The 16168-nt window shown below is 49.7% G+C and carries 14 protein-coding genes; 6 read left to right on the top strand and 8 right to left on the bottom strand.

Features of this window, described 5'->3' with window-relative positions:
- Positions 1-8 precede the first annotated feature (8 nt).
- Positions 9-1319 carry an ABC transporter permease gene (locus NDK19_RS15775; RefSeq protein ID WP_250632872.1) on the top strand — a complete coding sequence of 437 codons (1311 nt, stop codon included), beginning with the start codon at positions 9-11 and terminating at the stop codon, positions 1317-1319.
- A 32-nt stretch (positions 1320-1351) separates the two neighbouring features.
- Entirely contained in the window at positions 1352-1831 is a 480-nt protein-coding gene (locus tag NDK19_RS15780; protein WP_250632873.1) for a C40 family peptidase, read from the top strand.
- Between the two features lie 85 nt (positions 1832-1916).
- Here the strand turns inward: NDK19_RS15780 and NDK19_RS15785 are convergent, their stop codons facing one another.
- From NDK19_RS15785 to NDK19_RS15810, 6 genes are all read right to left on the bottom strand, one after another.
- A complete protein-coding gene (locus NDK19_RS15785; RefSeq protein WP_250632874.1) occupies positions 1917-4061 on the bottom strand; it encodes a carboxy terminal-processing peptidase in 2145 nt (714 codons plus the stop codon).
- Positions 4062-4162: 101 nt separating this feature from the next.
- Entirely contained in the window at positions 4163-4912 is a 750-nt protein-coding gene (locus tag NDK19_RS15790; RefSeq protein ID WP_250632875.1) for a succinate dehydrogenase/fumarate reductase iron-sulfur subunit, read from the bottom strand.
- 37 nt (positions 4913-4949) lie between these two features.
- On the bottom strand, positions 4950-6866 hold the full coding sequence (locus NDK19_RS15795) for a fumarate reductase/succinate dehydrogenase flavoprotein subunit (protein WP_250632876.1): 1917 nt from the start codon (positions 6864-6866) through the stop codon (positions 4950-4952).
- Positions 6867-6972: 106 nt separating this feature from the next.
- A complete protein-coding gene (locus NDK19_RS15800) occupies positions 6973-7650 on the bottom strand; it encodes a succinate dehydrogenase cytochrome b subunit (RefSeq protein ID WP_250632877.1) in 678 nt (225 codons plus the stop codon).
- 120 nt (positions 7651-7770) lie between these two features.
- Entirely contained in the window at positions 7771-9138 is a 1368-nt protein-coding gene (locus NDK19_RS15805; RefSeq protein WP_250632878.1) for a polysaccharide biosynthesis protein, read from the bottom strand.
- 43 nt (positions 9139-9181) lie between these two features.
- Entirely contained in the window at positions 9182-9433 is a 252-nt protein-coding gene (locus NDK19_RS15810) for a hypothetical protein (RefSeq protein WP_250632879.1), read from the bottom strand.
- A gap of 127 nt (positions 9434-9560) precedes the next feature.
- Between NDK19_RS15810 and NDK19_RS15815 the strand changes: the two genes are divergently transcribed.
- The 4 genes from NDK19_RS15815 (at position 9561) to NDK19_RS15830 (ending at position 14629) form a co-directional block, all read left to right on the top strand.
- Positions 9561-11237 carry an amidase gene (locus tag NDK19_RS15815; protein ID WP_394801691.1) on the top strand — a complete coding sequence of 559 codons (1677 nt, stop codon included), beginning with the start codon at positions 9561-9563 and terminating at the stop codon, positions 11235-11237.
- A 39-nt stretch (positions 11238-11276) separates the two neighbouring features.
- A complete protein-coding gene (locus tag NDK19_RS15820) occupies positions 11277-12593 on the top strand; it encodes an aminotransferase class V-fold PLP-dependent enzyme (RefSeq protein ID WP_250632880.1) in 1317 nt (438 codons plus the stop codon).
- Positions 12590-14065, top strand: coding sequence for a PP2C family protein-serine/threonine phosphatase (locus NDK19_RS15825; RefSeq protein ID WP_250632881.1), 1476 nt, complete (start codon positions 12590-12592; stop codon positions 14063-14065). The genes NDK19_RS15820 and NDK19_RS15825 overlap by 4 nt, the downstream gene beginning before the upstream one ends.
- A gap of 75 nt (positions 14066-14140) precedes the next feature.
- Positions 14141-14629, top strand: a complete 489-nt coding sequence (locus NDK19_RS15830; RefSeq protein WP_250632882.1) for a DUF6702 family protein — start codon at positions 14141-14143, stop codon at positions 14627-14629.
- Between the two features lie 227 nt (positions 14630-14856).
- Here the strand turns inward: NDK19_RS15830 and NDK19_RS15835 are convergent, their stop codons facing one another.
- Together NDK19_RS15835 and NDK19_RS15840 are read right to left on the bottom strand one after the other, a co-directional pair.
- Positions 14857-15165, bottom strand: a complete 309-nt coding sequence (locus tag NDK19_RS15835) for a hypothetical protein (RefSeq protein ID WP_250632883.1) — start codon at positions 15163-15165, stop codon at positions 14857-14859.
- Between the two features lie 3 nt (positions 15166-15168).
- Positions 15169-16161, bottom strand: coding sequence for an NAD(P)H-dependent glycerol-3-phosphate dehydrogenase (locus NDK19_RS15840; protein WP_250632884.1), 993 nt, complete (start codon positions 16159-16161; stop codon positions 15169-15171).
- Between the last annotated feature and the right edge of the window lie 7 nt (positions 16162-16168).

Below are 16168 nucleotides of genomic sequence, written 5' to 3' on the forward strand. Positions count from 1 at the left end.
CCTGACTTATGAACAACATATGGTTGATTGTGCAACGGGAATACCTGATTCGCGTGCGCAAAAAAAGTTTTCTGATAATGTCTATTCTCGGCCCGATTCTGTTTGGGGCTATCATGTTTGTACCTGCGCTGATTACCGTTTTCGTATCGGACGACGAAAAGCGCATTGCAATTGTTGATGAGAGCGGCCTGTTTCGCGACAAGTTTGAAAGCAGTAAATCACTGATTTTCAGTGTGGTTCCTATCAACATAGATGAGGCAAAAACTGCCCTGAAAGAGAAAAAATACGACGGCGTTCTGCTGATTCCCGATATTGACCTCAGTAATCCGCAGGGCTTTACCTATTTTTCGGAAGAGAGTTTAGCACCCATGACCAAGGCTAATTTGGAACGCACCATTCGGCAGGAGATAGAAGAACTCCGCATGATGCGCTCCGGCATTAAACAGGAGCAATTAGATAGCATTCGCGCCAAGGTTGATATTACCACCATTAAAATCGGCGAAGAAGGCGAAAAAGCCAGCAGTTCAGGCGCGGCCATGGTGATTGGCTATGTGGGCGCATTTTTTATTTACATCTTCATTTTCCTTTACGGCTCTCAAATTATGCGGGGAGTAATGGAGGAAAAAACCAACCGCATTATTGAGGTGCTGATTTGCTCGGTTCGCCCCTTTGACCTGATGATGGGCAAAATTATAGGCATCGGAGCAGTTGCGCTCACACAGTTCCTGATATGGGTGGTGCTGAGTTTGGGTATTACAACCGGCGTTTCAATGGCTTTTGGTTTGGATAAAGTGGCAGAAGCCCGTGCAAAAGGCCAAATGGAGCAATTGCAGCAAAACCCTGAAATGGCGAATGCGGTGGAGGTAAGCAATGCAATGGATGCCATTGCTTCCATCAATATGCCTGTTACGATAGCGGCTTTTCTGTTCTTCTTTTTTGCGGGCTATCTGATGTATGGTGCCATGTTTGCCGCTATCGGTGCGGCGGTGGACAATGAAACTGACAGCCAGCAGTTTATGCTGCCTATTACCATCCCGCTGATTTTTGCCATTATTTCACTTTCGGCAGTTATTGCCAATCCTAACGGGCAACTGGCTTTTTGGCTGTCGGTTGTGCCGCTGACTGCTCCCGTAGTAATGATGGCACGTGTACCGTTTACGGGAGCCAATTGGGAGTTATTTCTGTCTATGGGTATTTTGATTGCCTCTTTCATAGGCATGGTTTGGCTGGCAGGCCGCATTTACCGTGTCGGCATCCTTATGTACGGGAAAAAGCCCACTTATAAGGAAATCGGCAAGTGGCTTTTCTACAAGGCATAGGTTTTCTCTGATTTTTGCGCTAAAATAGCACTATGAAAATAGTGCTATTTTTTATTGCTTTTGTATGGTTTTCTGTGCCTTTACAGGCGCAACATACTGCATCGGCCGACAGCAGTACGGCAGTGCAATTGGTGGATTTTGCGGAAAACTTTCTGGGCGTGCCTTATCGGTATGCGGGCAAAACACCCCAAGCATTTGATTGCTCGGGTTTTGTGCAATATGTCTTCAGCCGTTTTGGGGTTTCCATGCCAGCTTCTTCTTCGCTCTACGCCCATTTGGGAAAGGAAATACCGCTTTCAGAAGCACGCCCGGGCGATATTTTGGTTTTTACGGGTACAAATTCTGCCATTCGCAGCCCCGGGCATGTAGGTATTGTTACTGCTTCCGACGGCCAAAATCCGTGTTTTATTCATGCCTCGTCTGCACCCAAGACCTATTGCGTAACCCGTAATTATTTAACTGACGGCCACTATCGCAAGCGTTTTCTGAAAGTAATACGGGTTTTGCCGTAAGCAAAAAAAGAGCTCACATTTCTTTGAAAAAAATGTGAGCTCTCACAGGCAAAAACTTCTAAGGCCGCTGTGTATTTGCGGTGTGCTACATGATATCGCGCAGCACCTGCAAGGCTTCATTCAGGTACACATCTTTTTTCAGCGTACCAATCCACTCCTTGTTTTTGCGGATGCGGGTAGAGTCCAGATTAATTTCGGGTAGGTCTGCTTTGGCGTTGATAAATTCCAAATCGGAATTGAAGCGCAGGTTAGCATCTGCTTTGCGGGCTTCTTCGCGGTCTTTGGCCTGTTGCGCACGGAATTTTTCCAAATTTAAAGACACCTCTGTTTCATCGCGCAGGCGTTTGAGTCGGTTAGCTGTTTGCTCAATCAGCGAGAATTGCGGGTTTTTGGCAACGCGTTCTTTGCTGTTGTTTTTGGCTTTGGCAAACTTGGCTTCATTTTCAATAAGTGCCTTATATTTCAGCGGTGCAATCTCATCGGGAGGCAGCGGATATAATTCCTGTTTCTCTCCTATTTTCAAGTAGCTGTAATTATCGGGCAATACAATGTCTGGTATGACACCTTTCAACTGGTTGGTTGTGCCATTGACGCGATAAAACTTCTGGATGGTAAGCATCAGCGAGCCCAAGGGCTTAACGCTGTTAAATTGCGCAGGCAACATGCGGTCTAAGTCCATAATAGTTTGCACGGTGCCTTTGCCAAAAGTGGAGTTGCTGCCGATAACAATGCCGCGCTTGTAGTCCTGAATAGCCCCTGACAGGATTTCGGAAGCCGATGCGCTGAAAGAATTGACCATCACCACCAGAGGGCCTCCATAAACAACCGAAGGGTCTGTATCTTCCAACACAATGGGCGCTCCCGATTTGGCTTTTACCTGCACCACAGGGCCTTTTTCAATAAACAGGCCGGTCATTTCAATCACGTCTTGCAGCGAGCCGCCGCCGTTGTTGCGTAGGTCTAATACAATGCCTTCTACGCCTTCTGCTTTGAGTTTTTCCAACTCCTTGCGCATATCTTCTCCGCAGTTGCGTCCGCCGCTGTTGCTAAAATCAGCATAGAAGCCGGGCAGGTATATATACCCCATTTTTCGGTTGTTCTTATCGCTGATGATGGAAGATTTTACATAAGCCTCTTCACGAATCACCACGTCGCGAATGATGGGAATAACTTTTACGGTTCCGTCAGGTTTGCGCACAGTCAGGCGCACTTCCGTGCCTTTTTTGCCTTTGATGAGGCGCACAGCATTATCTAAACGCATCGTGGTAACATCCACCGGTTCTCCACCGGCCTGTGCCACTGCCAATATGTAATCTCCGGCGCGCAGCTCGCCTTGTCGCCACGAGGCACTGCCCGGAATAATTTCAACGACTTTAATCAACCCGCCGCGTTCTTGCTGCAATTGTGCGCCAATGCCCTCAAAGCGACCTGAAAAGTCTTCATCAAATCGTTCTTTGGCTTTCGGAGCGTAGTAGTTGGTGTGCGGGTCAAAGGTGGCGGTAATAGCGTTGATGTAGGTAGAAAGCTGCTCGGGTTTTTCAGTTTCTCTCAAACGCTTGAAATATTCTTTAAAGTCTTTGCTGGTGTTGTCGCGGGCATCGCGCTCCAACTCTGCAAGGCTTTTGTTGCGAATGGCTGAGGTATCGTTCGGATTTTTCTTGGCCTGTTCCTGTATGTCGAGCGTGTTGCTCAGGCGCGTCATGGTGTAGTATTTCAGGTATTTTTGCCATTGCAATTTCAGGTCTGCCTCGTCTTTGGCAGGTTTGGTTTTTTCGGGGTCGGTTTGATAGGTTTCGTTCAGGGTGAAATCAAAAGGCTGTGCCAAAATTTCATCGCAGAATTGTTCGGCTTGTGCAATGCGTTTGTTGAGCAACTGATGAGCAAGGTCGTAGAACTGATAGCGACCATTGTTGATTTCATCATCTAATTGTAACTCATAAGCTGCCAGTGTTTGCAAGTCGGTTTGTGTGAAAAATCGTTTATTAAAATCCAACTGGTCAATGAAAATCTTGTACATTTTTTTGGAAAAATCATCATCGATTTTCACGGCTGCATAGTGGCGAGCTTGCAGGCTTTGCATCACTAAGCGCAATAATACCTGTTCACGGTCTAAGTCGTCCCCCGCATTGATACGGTTTGGGCTGTAAGACATGAGCAGTAACAAGCCCGCACAAAGGGTAGCTACTTTCAGCGACTTTTTCATGATACTGATGGGCGTTATTTTCCTCATAGCCCTTATAGATTTAAAGTTAGTGCAATTAACGTAAAAAAAGTGCAAGGATTATGCCCTTGCACTCTTAACATTAACGTAAACTGAAAAGTTTTTGTTGGCTACACGTATTCGGAAGTAGCTTTTGCGGTCAGATACTCGCGGTTGAGTATCGCGATATTGGCCAGAGAAATCTCTTTGGGGCACTCTGCCGCACAGGCTCCTGTGTTGGTACATGCACCGAAACCTTCCTCGTCCATTTTGGCAACCATTTGTTCCACGCGTTTTTTGCGCTCTATCTGTCCTTGCGGCAGCATGGAAAGTTGTGCTACTTTGGCAGATACGAAGAGCATGGCAGAGGCATTTTTGCAGGCAGCCACGCACGCTCCGCAGCCGATACAAGTAGCCGCATTAAATGCCGCATCGGCAACTTCCTTGGAAATCGGAATTTCGTTGGCATCGGGTGCGTTGCCTGTGTTTACGGAGATGTAGCCTCCTGCCTGAATGATACGGTCGAAGGCGCTTCTGTCCACCACCAAGTCTTTCACTACGGGGAAAGCCTTGGCACGCCACGGCTCAACAACGATTGTATCGCCGTCTTTGAACGAGCGCATGTGCAATTGGCAGGTGGTAGTTTGCTCCGGGCCGTGCGGATGGCCGTTGATATACATGCTGCACATACCGCAAATACCCTCGCGGCAGTCGTGGTCAAAAGCAATCGGGTCTTCGCCTTTGAGCAGCAACTCCTCGTTCAATACGTCAAACATTTCCAGAAAAGACATATCGGGCGATACATCTTTCACGTGATAAGTTTTCAGTTCGCCCTTGCTGTTGGCATTTTTTTGCCGCCAAACTTTAAGTGTCAGGTTCATATTTTGAGCGTCTTTTAATCGTTACACAAGGATTTTCTTATTTGTAGCTGCGTTGGGTCAGTTTTACATTTTCAAAGATGAGGTCTTCTTTATGTACAACTGCCTGCTCGTTAGGGCCTTTGTATTCCCATGCAGCCACGTAGGCAAATTTTTCGTCGTTGCGAAGTGCTTCGCCGTCCGGTGTTTGATATTCTTCGCGGAAGTGGCCGCCGCAACTTTCTTCGCGATGCAGCGCATCATCTACCATCAGTTCGCCCAGCTCGAGGAAGTCGGCTACGCGGGTGGCTTTTTCCAAGGTGATGTTTAACTCTTCGTTGCTGCCGCCTACGCGCACGTTTTGCCAGTATTCTTCGCGAAGTTCACGGATTTTTTGCTTTGCACCTTTCAGACCTTCCGCATTGCGCGACATGCCACAGTAATCCCACATAATTTTGCCCAATTCTTTGTGGAACTGGTCAACGGTTTTCTTGCCGTTGATGCTCAATAGGGTGCTGATTTGATGCTTAACGGCTTGTTCGGCTTCGGTGAAGGCAGGGTGGTCGGTGCTGATTTTATCGTTCCAACCGATGTTTGCCAGATAGTCGCCCAGTGTGTACGGAATCACGAAGTAGCCGTCTGCCAAGCCTTGCATCAAGGCGGAAGCACCGAGGCGGTTGGCACCGTGGTCAGAGAAGTTGGCTTCGCCCAGCGCATACAAGCCCGGGATGGTCGTCATCAGGTTGTAATCTACCCACAAGCCGCCCATGGTGTAGTGTACGGCAGGGTAAATACGCATCGGGGTTTTGTACGGGTTTTCACCTGTGATTTTTTCGTACATATCGAACAGGTTGCCGTATTTGGCGCGGATGGTTGCTTCGCTGTCGCGCTTGATGGCATCGGCAAAATCCAGATAAACGGCAAGTTTGGAAGCCCCTACGCCGCGACCTTCGTCGCATACGTATTTTGCGTTGCGGCTGGCCACGTCGCGAGGCACGAGGTTGCCGAAAGACGGATATTTGCGCTCCAAGAAATAATCGCGCTCATCTTCCGGTATTTCATAAGGCGGCCGTGTGTCGCCTGCCTGCTTGGGCACCCATACGCGACCGTCGTTACGCAGCGACTCAGACATCAGCGTCAGCTTGGACTGGTGGTCGCCCGTTACGGGGATACAGGTTGGGTGGATTTGTGTAAAGCAAGGGTTGCCAAACAAAGCACCTTTTTTATGTGCACGCCATGCAGCGGTTGCATTGCTGCCCATTGCGTTGGTGGAAAGGAAGAATACGTTGCCGTAACCGCCCGTACACAGCAATACGGCATGAGCCGAGTGGCGCTCAATTTTACCCGTAATCAGGTTGCGGGTGATGATGCCGCGGGCTTTGCCATCGTGCACCACCAAATCGAGCATTTCGGTACGCGGGTACATTTTTACTTTGCCGGCAGCTATTTGGCGGCTCATGGCGCTGTAAGCACCGAGCAAAAGCTGCTGTCCGGTTTGCCCGCGGGCATAGAACGTACGAGACACCTGCGCACCACCGAAAGAGCGGTTTGCCAGCAAGCCGCCGTATTCACGGGCAAAAGGTACGCCTTGCGCCACGCATTGGTCAATAATGTTTACGCTCACTTCTGCCAAGCGGTAAACGTTGGCTTCGCGCGCGCGATAGTCGCCGCCTTTGATGGTGTCGTAGAAGAGGCGATACACACTGTCGCCGTCGTTTTGATAGTTCTTGGCTGCATTGATACCACCCTGTGCGGCAATGCTGTGCGCACGGCGGGGGCTGTCCTGAAAACAGAAGGCTTTTACGTTGTAGCCCAATTCTGCCAGTGAAGCAGCTGCAGATGCGCCTGCCAAACCTGTACCCACTACGATAACTTCGTATTTGCGCTTGTTGGCAGGGTTTACTAATTTGAGATTGAACTTATGCTTGCTCCACTTTTCGGCTAAGGGGCCTTCCGGTATTTTGGCATCTAATTTCATAATCGGCTGTGGATTTATTGTCTGAATAATTTGTGAATCAAATTTGTTTGCATAATAGGCTGAAAAGCCGCAAGAAAAAATCCTAAGAGTTGCCGGAACCTTAGGATTACATGCTTCGCAGATACATCATCACCGGAATAACGGCATAGCCCAGCGGAATGAGGATGCAAAAAGCCAATCCCAATTTTTGGATGAGCGGGGTGTATTTTACATGGTTCAGTCCCAGCGTTTGGAAAGCACTTTGGAAACCGTGTGACAAATGGAATCCGATAAAGCCCATGCTCAATACGTAAAACGCTACAATTTCAGGGCGTTTAAATGCCTCACTGACAACCAGATAGAGGTCTTTTACTTGAACGCCGTCAATACCTGTTACAGGCATTTGTCCGAATTTCATCTGCCACCAGAAGCCTGCCAAATGGCCTACGATAAACAACAATACGAAACTTCCCAAAAAGCCCATGTTGCGGGAAGCCCACGAAGAGCGGTTTTCTACAATGGCATATTGCACGGGGCGCGCCTGACGGTTTTTAATCGTTAAAATAGTGGATTGGATGATGTGCAGCAGGATAAAGGCAAAGTTGCCAATGGAAATGGTTTGAATAATAGGGCTGGTGGTCATGAATTTAGCATACAGGTTGAATGATTTGCCGCCGTCGTTGGCAAGCAATTGCAGGTTGCCCAACAGGTGAACCACCAAAAACAGACATAAAAACAGGCCTGTAAGCGCTACTACCACCTTACGGCCGATTGTGCTGGTAAGAGTTTTGGTAAACCAGTTCATAGAATAAGCGGGTTTATGCTTGAAAGATGTCCGAATAACTAATGGAATTTCCTCAAAGCTAATCGCAAATGCTTTTTAAAACAATTTGCACGCAAATAAGGCCGTAAAAAAGCAAAAAAATCAGGCTGTCAGCGCGGTATAAGCCGTGTAAATGAGCGCAAGCAGCAGTGGCGGCAAAAACACATCCCGCTCAAATTGCCAGAATCGCAGTTGCCAAAACCGATAGCTCAGGCCGGCACAATAGGCATTGTAGAACAACAAGCAACTGATAATGGTGGCCAGCGGTTGTGCCAAAATGCCTGCATACGGAGCGATGATAACCGCCGCCACAATAAAAATAGTGCCTGTAATGCCGCTGACAATGTGCCATACAACGCGGTTACTGATGGTGAACAAATGCAGATGCATGGCACCGTGCCTTTGCAGCAGCCCGCCCATGCCCAACAATGCCCACAGCAGCGGTTCGGGGAACTGCACGTTGCTGCCGATAAACGCCAATGCCTGCCTGCCTGCTATGCCTGCACCCATCCAAGGCAGCACATACGCCCAATAGGAACGCTGCATTCCTTGCCTTGCAACGCCCATCAATACGCCTAAGTCCTTAGCGGCAAACAATGAAGCCAAACGCGGCAGTTTGCTGTAAAACGGTGCCTGCGAAAAATCGGTAATGATTTGCAAAAGGCGCATACCTGTTGTGAAGGAAGCACTTGTTGCCACAGGCATCATGCGGGCAAAAACGAGTACAGAGATTTGTGCCGTGCCAAAGGCAAACAGCACGCCCAACCCCGAGCGCCATGCAATTTGCCACACTTCGGAGAAGAGTGCTTTGTCAAAAGGCAATCTCTGTCGGGTGTAGGTGCTGCCCAAGTGATGCGCCAGTTGGCGGTTGCGCCATACGCCAACCAGTGCCCAAAATTGATTGGTGGCAATCAGCCCCAGTACGCCACCTTCGGCCAGCAGTACCGCCAAATTGGTAAGCGCCGTGCCAAGTCCTGTCAGAATTTCCCAGCGCCGCAACACCGGCACGTGGTTCAATCCTTCCAGAAATGCTTTGTAGCGGTTGCCCTGCAAATAAACCAGCGAAACCGTTAAAACAACTACCCATGCTGCCCAGCCTTCCTTCGGATTAGCAAGTGTGTTGATAAAAGGTTGCAAATAATAAGTGCCTGCCAAAAGCAATAAACCAAAAGCGGCAAGGCTTAACCACGTGTAGATGCGGCGCATGTTGTTGTAAAGCCGTACGATGCGCTGCTCATCGTTGTGCCCTTTGGCAAGGGCAATGAGGCGTGAAAAAGTAGGGGTAAACCCCAAATCAATGGCAGTTTGCAGGCTAACAATAAACAGCAGCACATTCCAAAGACCTGTTTCTGCCACATCCAAACGGCGCAATGCCAAAGGCAGTACCAGCATGGAAAGCGCTCGAGCCGCAAAACTCCCCCAAGTGGTCAGTGTAGGGGAATTCCATAAAAACAATAGAAACCGTTCCACCAATAATTATTCAGCCGCAAAGAAAGGACAAGGGCGGTGAATTTCAGCGAACATGCTCCGTTCTTTGCGAAGGGTCGGGTGCGCCGGGTGGGAGGATGTAAACTCCGGGCGGAAGGTCTAATTTTGGGAAATCCTTAGGCCACGAGCCTTCGCCATCGTCGCTTTGGTTAGAGTTGCGGCCAAATTTTCGCAAACTTTCGGGATAGGCAGCGGCGCGAGCCCCTCTGCGCAATATGAAAAAAAGAACGGCATAAACGCTCAGAAACAGCAAAATTTTGATGGCTACAAGTATCATGGCGCAAAAAATTCAGGCGGTAACAGGATGAATGCAGGTAATCCAAAATTAACAAATGATTTGCAGAATCAGTTAATTCGCAGGAAGTTTTTACCGTCTTTTAACATTTTGTTACCAACACATGAAAATGAAACCGAACAAAACGCTGCGCAACAGGCTGCTGTTGCCCCTCACGGCTGTTTTCTGCCTCACGCTTGGCGCTTTTATGGGGCGGCAGTGGCGCGCCGATGAAGCCCCGATTACGCCTGCCGTTGTAGCCGAAGCAGCTAAAATCATTGGGTTGGACTTTGCACCCGCCGAGCGCGATTCTATGATTGACGAGTTGGTGCGGGCAAGGGAAAACTACGTGCGCATGAGAACCGCCCCGCTGCCCAATCAGGTCGTTCCGGCATTGGACTTTAACCCGCTGCCCGTGGGCTTCAGCATGGATATGAAGCAACTGCCTTTCAAAGTGTCGCCGCAGGGCAAAGTAACGCTGCCTGCCAATCGCGAAGAACTGGCTTTTTATTCCGTAACACAACTGGCCGAACTCATCCGCACCCGTCAAATCAGTTCGGAAGAGCTGACAAAATTTTTCATTGAGCGGCTGAAAAAATACAATGAAAAACTTTTCTGCGTAGTAACGCTCACCGAAGAACGCGCGCTGGCAGAGGCACGTCAGGCAGACGCGGAAATTAAAGCCGGACGCTACAGAGGTCTCCTGCACGGCATTCCATACGGCGCAAAAGACCTGCTGGCTGCCAAGGGCTACCCGACCACGTGGGGTTCGCCTATCTACAAAAATCAGATGATTGAGCAAGACGCTGCCGTTGTGCGCCGCCTGCGCGAGGCAGGCGCAGTGTTGGCAGCCAAACTTTCCGTCGGCGAATTTGCATGGGGCGATGTGTGGTTTGGTGGCATGACACGCAACCCGTGGAATCTCAATCAGGGCTCGAGCGGCTCCTCGGCGGGGTCGGCATCGGCCGTAGCAGCGGGCTTGCTGCCTTTTGCCATCGGCACGGAAACACTGGGTTCCATCGTTTCGCCTTCGACGGTTTGCGGAACTACCGGCTTGCGCCCGACCTACGGCAGGGTGAGCCGCGACGGCTGCATGGCGCTCTCATGGTCTATGGATAAAATCGGCCCCATTGCCCGCACGGTAGAAGACTGCGCCGTTGTATTCAATGCTATCTATGGCCCCGACGGCAAAGACCAACACGTCCGCAATTTTCCTTTTAACTACGACGGCACACAAGGCATCAAAGGTTTGCGAATCGGCTATGTGAAGGCTGATTTTGAGCGCAATTATCCGTTTAAACAGCAAGATTCGCTTGCCTTGGCAAAAATGCGGGAAATGGGCATAGAACTGATTCCGATGGAGCTGCCCACATTACCCATCCGCGAGCTTTCCATGATTATTAGTTGTGAAGGCAGCGCTGCCTTTGATGAACTGACACGCACCAATATGGACGACCAAATGGTGCGTCAGGTAAAAAATGCTTGGCCGAATGTTTTCCGCGCAGGGCGTTTCATTCCGGCGGTGGAGTATATTCAGGCCAACCGCATCCGCACGCTGCTGATTGAGGAAATGGCGAAGAAGTTGCAAAATATAGACGTTTACGTAGCTCCCTCATGGGCAGGCAGCAACCTCACGCTTACCAACCTGACAGGGCATCCGTCGGTGGTTGTACCCAACGGTTTCCGCAACGGTACGCCCGTAAGTATCACCTTTACGGGGAAACCCTACAGCGAAGGTGCACTGCTGCGAGTAGCAAAGGCCTATCAGGATGCTACGGATTTTCATAAAAAGCATCCTTCGTTGTAGTTCAGATTTTCCTATCTTGCCCGAAAAGTGATTTTTGTTATGAAAACCTTTTCGGAAGAACCTGCCGCGCCGCGCCGCCATTTTTTGAAACGTGCGGCGGCGGCGCTTGCTTTATCATCGCCTTTGGGCAGTTGGGGCGCACGGTTAGCTGCCAAAGACCTGAACAAGGCACTGCTGGCTGCCAACAGCCAATCGGTGGACGATACCGTCCGCGATGAGGAGTTCTGGTATCAGATTAAACAGGCTTTTACCGTTTCGCCTAACATTCTGAATCTGAACAACGGCGGGGTTTCGCCGCACCCGCGGGTAGTACAGGAAGCCGTGGAACGCTACAACCGCCTGTCTAACGAAGCGCCGAGCTACTACATGTGGCGCGTGCTGGATGCGGGTCGCGAGCCGCTACGTGCCCGTTTGGCGGATTTGGCGGGCTGCTCTTCCGAAGAAATCGCCATTCACCGCAACGCCACCGAAGCGCTGGAAACCGTCATTTTCGGCTTGCGGCTGCAAAAAGGCGATGAGGTGGTGCTGGCACGGCAAGATTACCCCAACATGTTGCACGCATGGCGGCAGCGCGAAAAGCGCGAAGGCATCGTGCTGCGCTACGTAAACCTCAATTTGCCGATAGAAAACAAGGAAGAAATTGTGCGGCAATACACGGCTTTATTTACGCCCAAAACCAAAGTTGTGCACATTACGCACATCATCAACTGGTCGGGGCAAACGCTGCCCGTGCGCGAAATTGCCGACATCGCCCGTGCGCGGGGCATTGAAGTCGTGGTGGACGGTGCGCACAGTTTCGGGTTGCTCAACTTCCGCATCCCCGACCTGAACGGCGATTATTTCGGTACAAGCCTGCACAAATGGCTCACCGCACCTTTCGGCAGCGGGATGCTCTACGTGCGCAAAGAAAAAATCCGCAACCTCTACCCCCTTTTCGGTGCGCAAGACCCTGAAAGCGAAGACATTCGCAAGTTTGAAAATTTGGGGACAAGACCTTTTGCCAACGAACAGGCCATCGGGCAAGCCATTGATTTTCATTGGATGATAGGAGCGGAACGCAAGGAAAAAAGATTGCACTACCTCAAAAATTATTGGGCAGAAAAAGTGATAGATTTGCCCAAGGTGCGCCTGCATACTTCCCTCAAACCCGAATTCGGTTGCGCCATCGGCTTGTTTTCCGTTAAAGGCAAAACAGTGGCGGAAGTGGACGGGGCGCTTTTCAACAAATACAAGATACATACAACCGGTATTGAGTGGGAAAATATCAAAGGGGTGCGCGTAACGCCTAATGTCTATACCACCACCCGCGACTTAGACCGCTTAGTGAATGCCATTCGGCAGATAGCGCAAACATGAATCAACCTGAATCAGCGATTACGGAAAAAAATAAAGGCAGTATCGGCAGACGCATCTATCCTTTGCGGGTAGTCGGCTACTGGCTGGCTATTGCCACCATTTTGCTGACCCAATGGCATTACAAGGCTGAAATTTCTACTGTTGCCCTTGTTTTTTGCGGCTGGGCTTTGGTTTATCCGCATTTGGGCTTTTTGTATTACCGTCGGCAGCGCAGCAGCCATGCCGCCGAACAGCACGTACTGCTTGCCGATATGTTTTGGATAGGCTGGATTTCTGCCCTTGTGTTCTATTCCCCTGCCTTGGCAGCACCCTTTGCTATTGCCAACTCAGCCACCAACTTTTCCATGGGCGGCATGAAACTGTTTTTGTTGGGTTTGATAAGCTATGCCCTTGGCGTATTGTCGGCAGGTTTTTTCACCGATTGGGAATACATCGCCGTGGCAGAAAGTTCTTTGATGATTCCCGCATTTGTGTACCTGTTTGCAGGCAGCCACTACATCGGCTTCCTTTCCTATGTGTACGGAACGAGTGCGCGAAAAAGTAAAAAGCACATAGCAGAACAAAATTCGCGCTTGCTGGAACAAACAAGCGAACTGATGGTGCTCAACGAGGAAATTTCGCAACAGGCAGAAGAAATTTCGGCACAGCGGCAAAACATAGAAGAACAAAACCGCCTGCTCAGCCGCCGCAACCGCAATATCAGCGAAAGTATTGCCTATGCCCGCCGCATTCAGCAAGCCATTATGCCGCAGCAAAGCGAAGTCAGGGCTGCATTGCCGCAGTCTTTTGTGTGGTTTAGCCCGAAGGAAGTCGTTTCAGGCGATTTTTACTGGTTTGCACGCACCGAGCAGCAAGTGTTGATTGCGGCTGCCGATTGCACGGGGCACGGCATCCCCGGTGCATTTATGAGCCTGATTGGCAACGATTTGCTGCACGAAATTGTCAGCGTGCGCGGCATCACCCGCCCCGACTTGATTCTGGAAGAACTGCGCTTAGGCATTGGCAAAGTTTTGCGCCAGCATGAAACCCTCAATCAGGACGGCATGGAAATCGGCATTTGTGCGCTTGATATGGCCGACGGTAAACTTTCCGTTGGCAGTGGCAACTTGTATTATGCAGGTTCCGGCATCCCCTTGTACTGTGTCAATCAGGGCAAAGTACAAATCATACGCGCCGATAAAATCCCCATTGGCGGACGCAATCGCTTTGGCGCGATGCAATTTCAACTGCACCAACTGCCCCTGCGCGAAGGCATGAGCTTTTACCTGTTTTCCGACGGCTACACCGACCAATTCGGCGGCAGCAGCAACCGCAAGTTTGGCAGAAAGCGATTGGAACAACTTTTGGCAGAAATTCATTTGCTGCCTATGCCTCAACAAGAAGGTCGCATCAAACAAACCATTGAAGATTGGCGGCAGGCTGCCGACGAGAAACAATTGGATGACATTATTGCCATTGGTGTACAAATCTGAACTTTGGCAACTCTTTTGCCCGATAATGTCTGAGAAAGGATAAACTTGCATTTCTAAAACCCTTTCCCATTGCTTATGTTTGCTTTTTTGCCGATTTCTTTTTTGTTGATTATCAGTAGTTTATTTCATCCGATTCACATCAGCCTGTGTGAGATTAACCACAATACGGCTGCCCGACAAATAGAGATTACTCATAAAATTTTCATTGACGACTTGCAGGATGCGCTGGAAAAGCACTACAAAGTACGCACCCACCTTGCCACCCCCAAAGAACACCCCGATGCCGAAAAATTCATTGAGCAGTATTTGCAAATGCAGTTTCAGTGCAAAATCAACGGGCAGCCGGTGCGCTGGAAGTACATCGGGCGCGAGTACGAGGTAGATGCCTGCTGGATTTATCTGGAAGCCGAACAGATACTGCCCGTGCAGTCGGTAGAAGTCAGAAATGCCGTTTTGTTGGAACTGTTTGACGACCAAGTAAACTTTGTACACATTAAAACAGGCAGCGCCCGCAAAAGCCTGCGCCTGAATGGCGACAATGACAAAGGCACGGTGGCGTTTTAGCAGTTGCAGCGGATTTTATGCCGTTTGCATGTTACCCAATACCCAATCGGAGTATCGTTTTTGGGCGTGCATTGAGTTGCTCAATGGCTTATGAGGCGCAAGTGGTTTGTGAAAAATATTTTGTGCAAAACTTTAAAAATCAATGGTTTAATACTAACGGGTCTTTGAGACCTGTTAGTATTTTATATAATCAATTGACAAGCAGTCAAAGAAATTTAGGCTTACAATCAACGGTTGTTGAATCGCGCTATCACGGCAGGAAAAATCTGATTGAGCCGGAAATCGGCAGACACCATGCCTCCGGACATTCCGATTTGAGGAAAACGGCTGATGCGGATGATTTTATTGGCCTCGAGCAGTTCGCCCGTGAGTTCGCGGAACAAATTGTGCAGGATATGTTCCAGCTCTTCCGACGTATCGGGGAGTGGGATTTGTTGGGCTGCTGCTTGCATCTCTTCCCATAGGTACGGGTCGCCGCGCAGCCCCCATCTTGCGGGCTTGACGAACAGGTCGGTAACAGATACAGGTTGGTTCATGGCTCAGGAAAGCAGGTCGCGCAGAATTTGGAACTCTACAATCGGGGATATTTTTTCGTATAGAATGTTGTAAACGGCCTGCGTAATCGGCATTTTCACCTGATATTTTTTCATAATCGGGTAGATACAGGCAACGGCATAGTAGCCTTCGGCAACCATTTGCATCTCAAACTGTGCCGATTTGACCGAGTAGCCGCGCCCGACCATGCTGCCGAATGTGCGGTTGCGGCTGAATTGCGAGTAGGTAGTAACTAACAGGTCGCCAAGGTAGGCAGAGGCGTTCAGGTCGCGTTCTATGGGCGCTACTGCATCCAGAAATCGTCGGATTTCCTGCATGGCATTGGCAACAAGCACCGCCTGAAAGTTGTCGCCGTAGTTCAAGCCGTGTGCAATGCCGCAGGCAATGGCAATAATGTTTTTCATTACGGCGCAATATTCGGCACCTGCAAGGTCTTCAATGGCGGTTGCCTTCAAGTAGCGGCAACTGATAAGGTTGGCAAAGGCTTTGGCTTTGGCGATGTTTGCCCCGCAAATGGTCAGGTAAGACAGTTTTTCCAAAGCAACTTCTTCGGCATGACAGGGGCCGGCAATGGCCAGCAAATCATCGGCAGCGATACCGAACCGTTTGTTTACATAGTCTGTAACCAACACGTTTTCGTGGCGAATCATGCCTTTAATGGCCGAAACAATGATTTTGCCTTGCAAAGCATGGTCGGGCAGCGAGTCCAACACATCTTTAACAAAGGCAGAAGGAACAGCCAACAACACAATATCCGCGGGTTCAATGGCCTCCCGCAAATCTTGCTGTGGCTTGATTTTTTTCAGGTTCAGGTGTATGCCGCTTAAATAGCGGGGGTTGTGTCCGTAGTTGATGATATGGTTCAGGTCGGTTTTGGAACGCAGCCACCAGTTGATAACTACCTCATTTTCAGACAGTAGTTTAACTAATGCAGTTGCCCAGCTTCCGCCGCCGATAACAGCTACCGTTGTTTCCATTTCAATT

It is taken from the genome of Rhodoflexus caldus (assembly GCF_021206925.1).
Taxonomy (GTDB): Bacteria; Bacteroidota; Bacteroidia; order Cytophagales; family Thermoflexibacteraceae; genus Rhodoflexus; species Rhodoflexus caldus.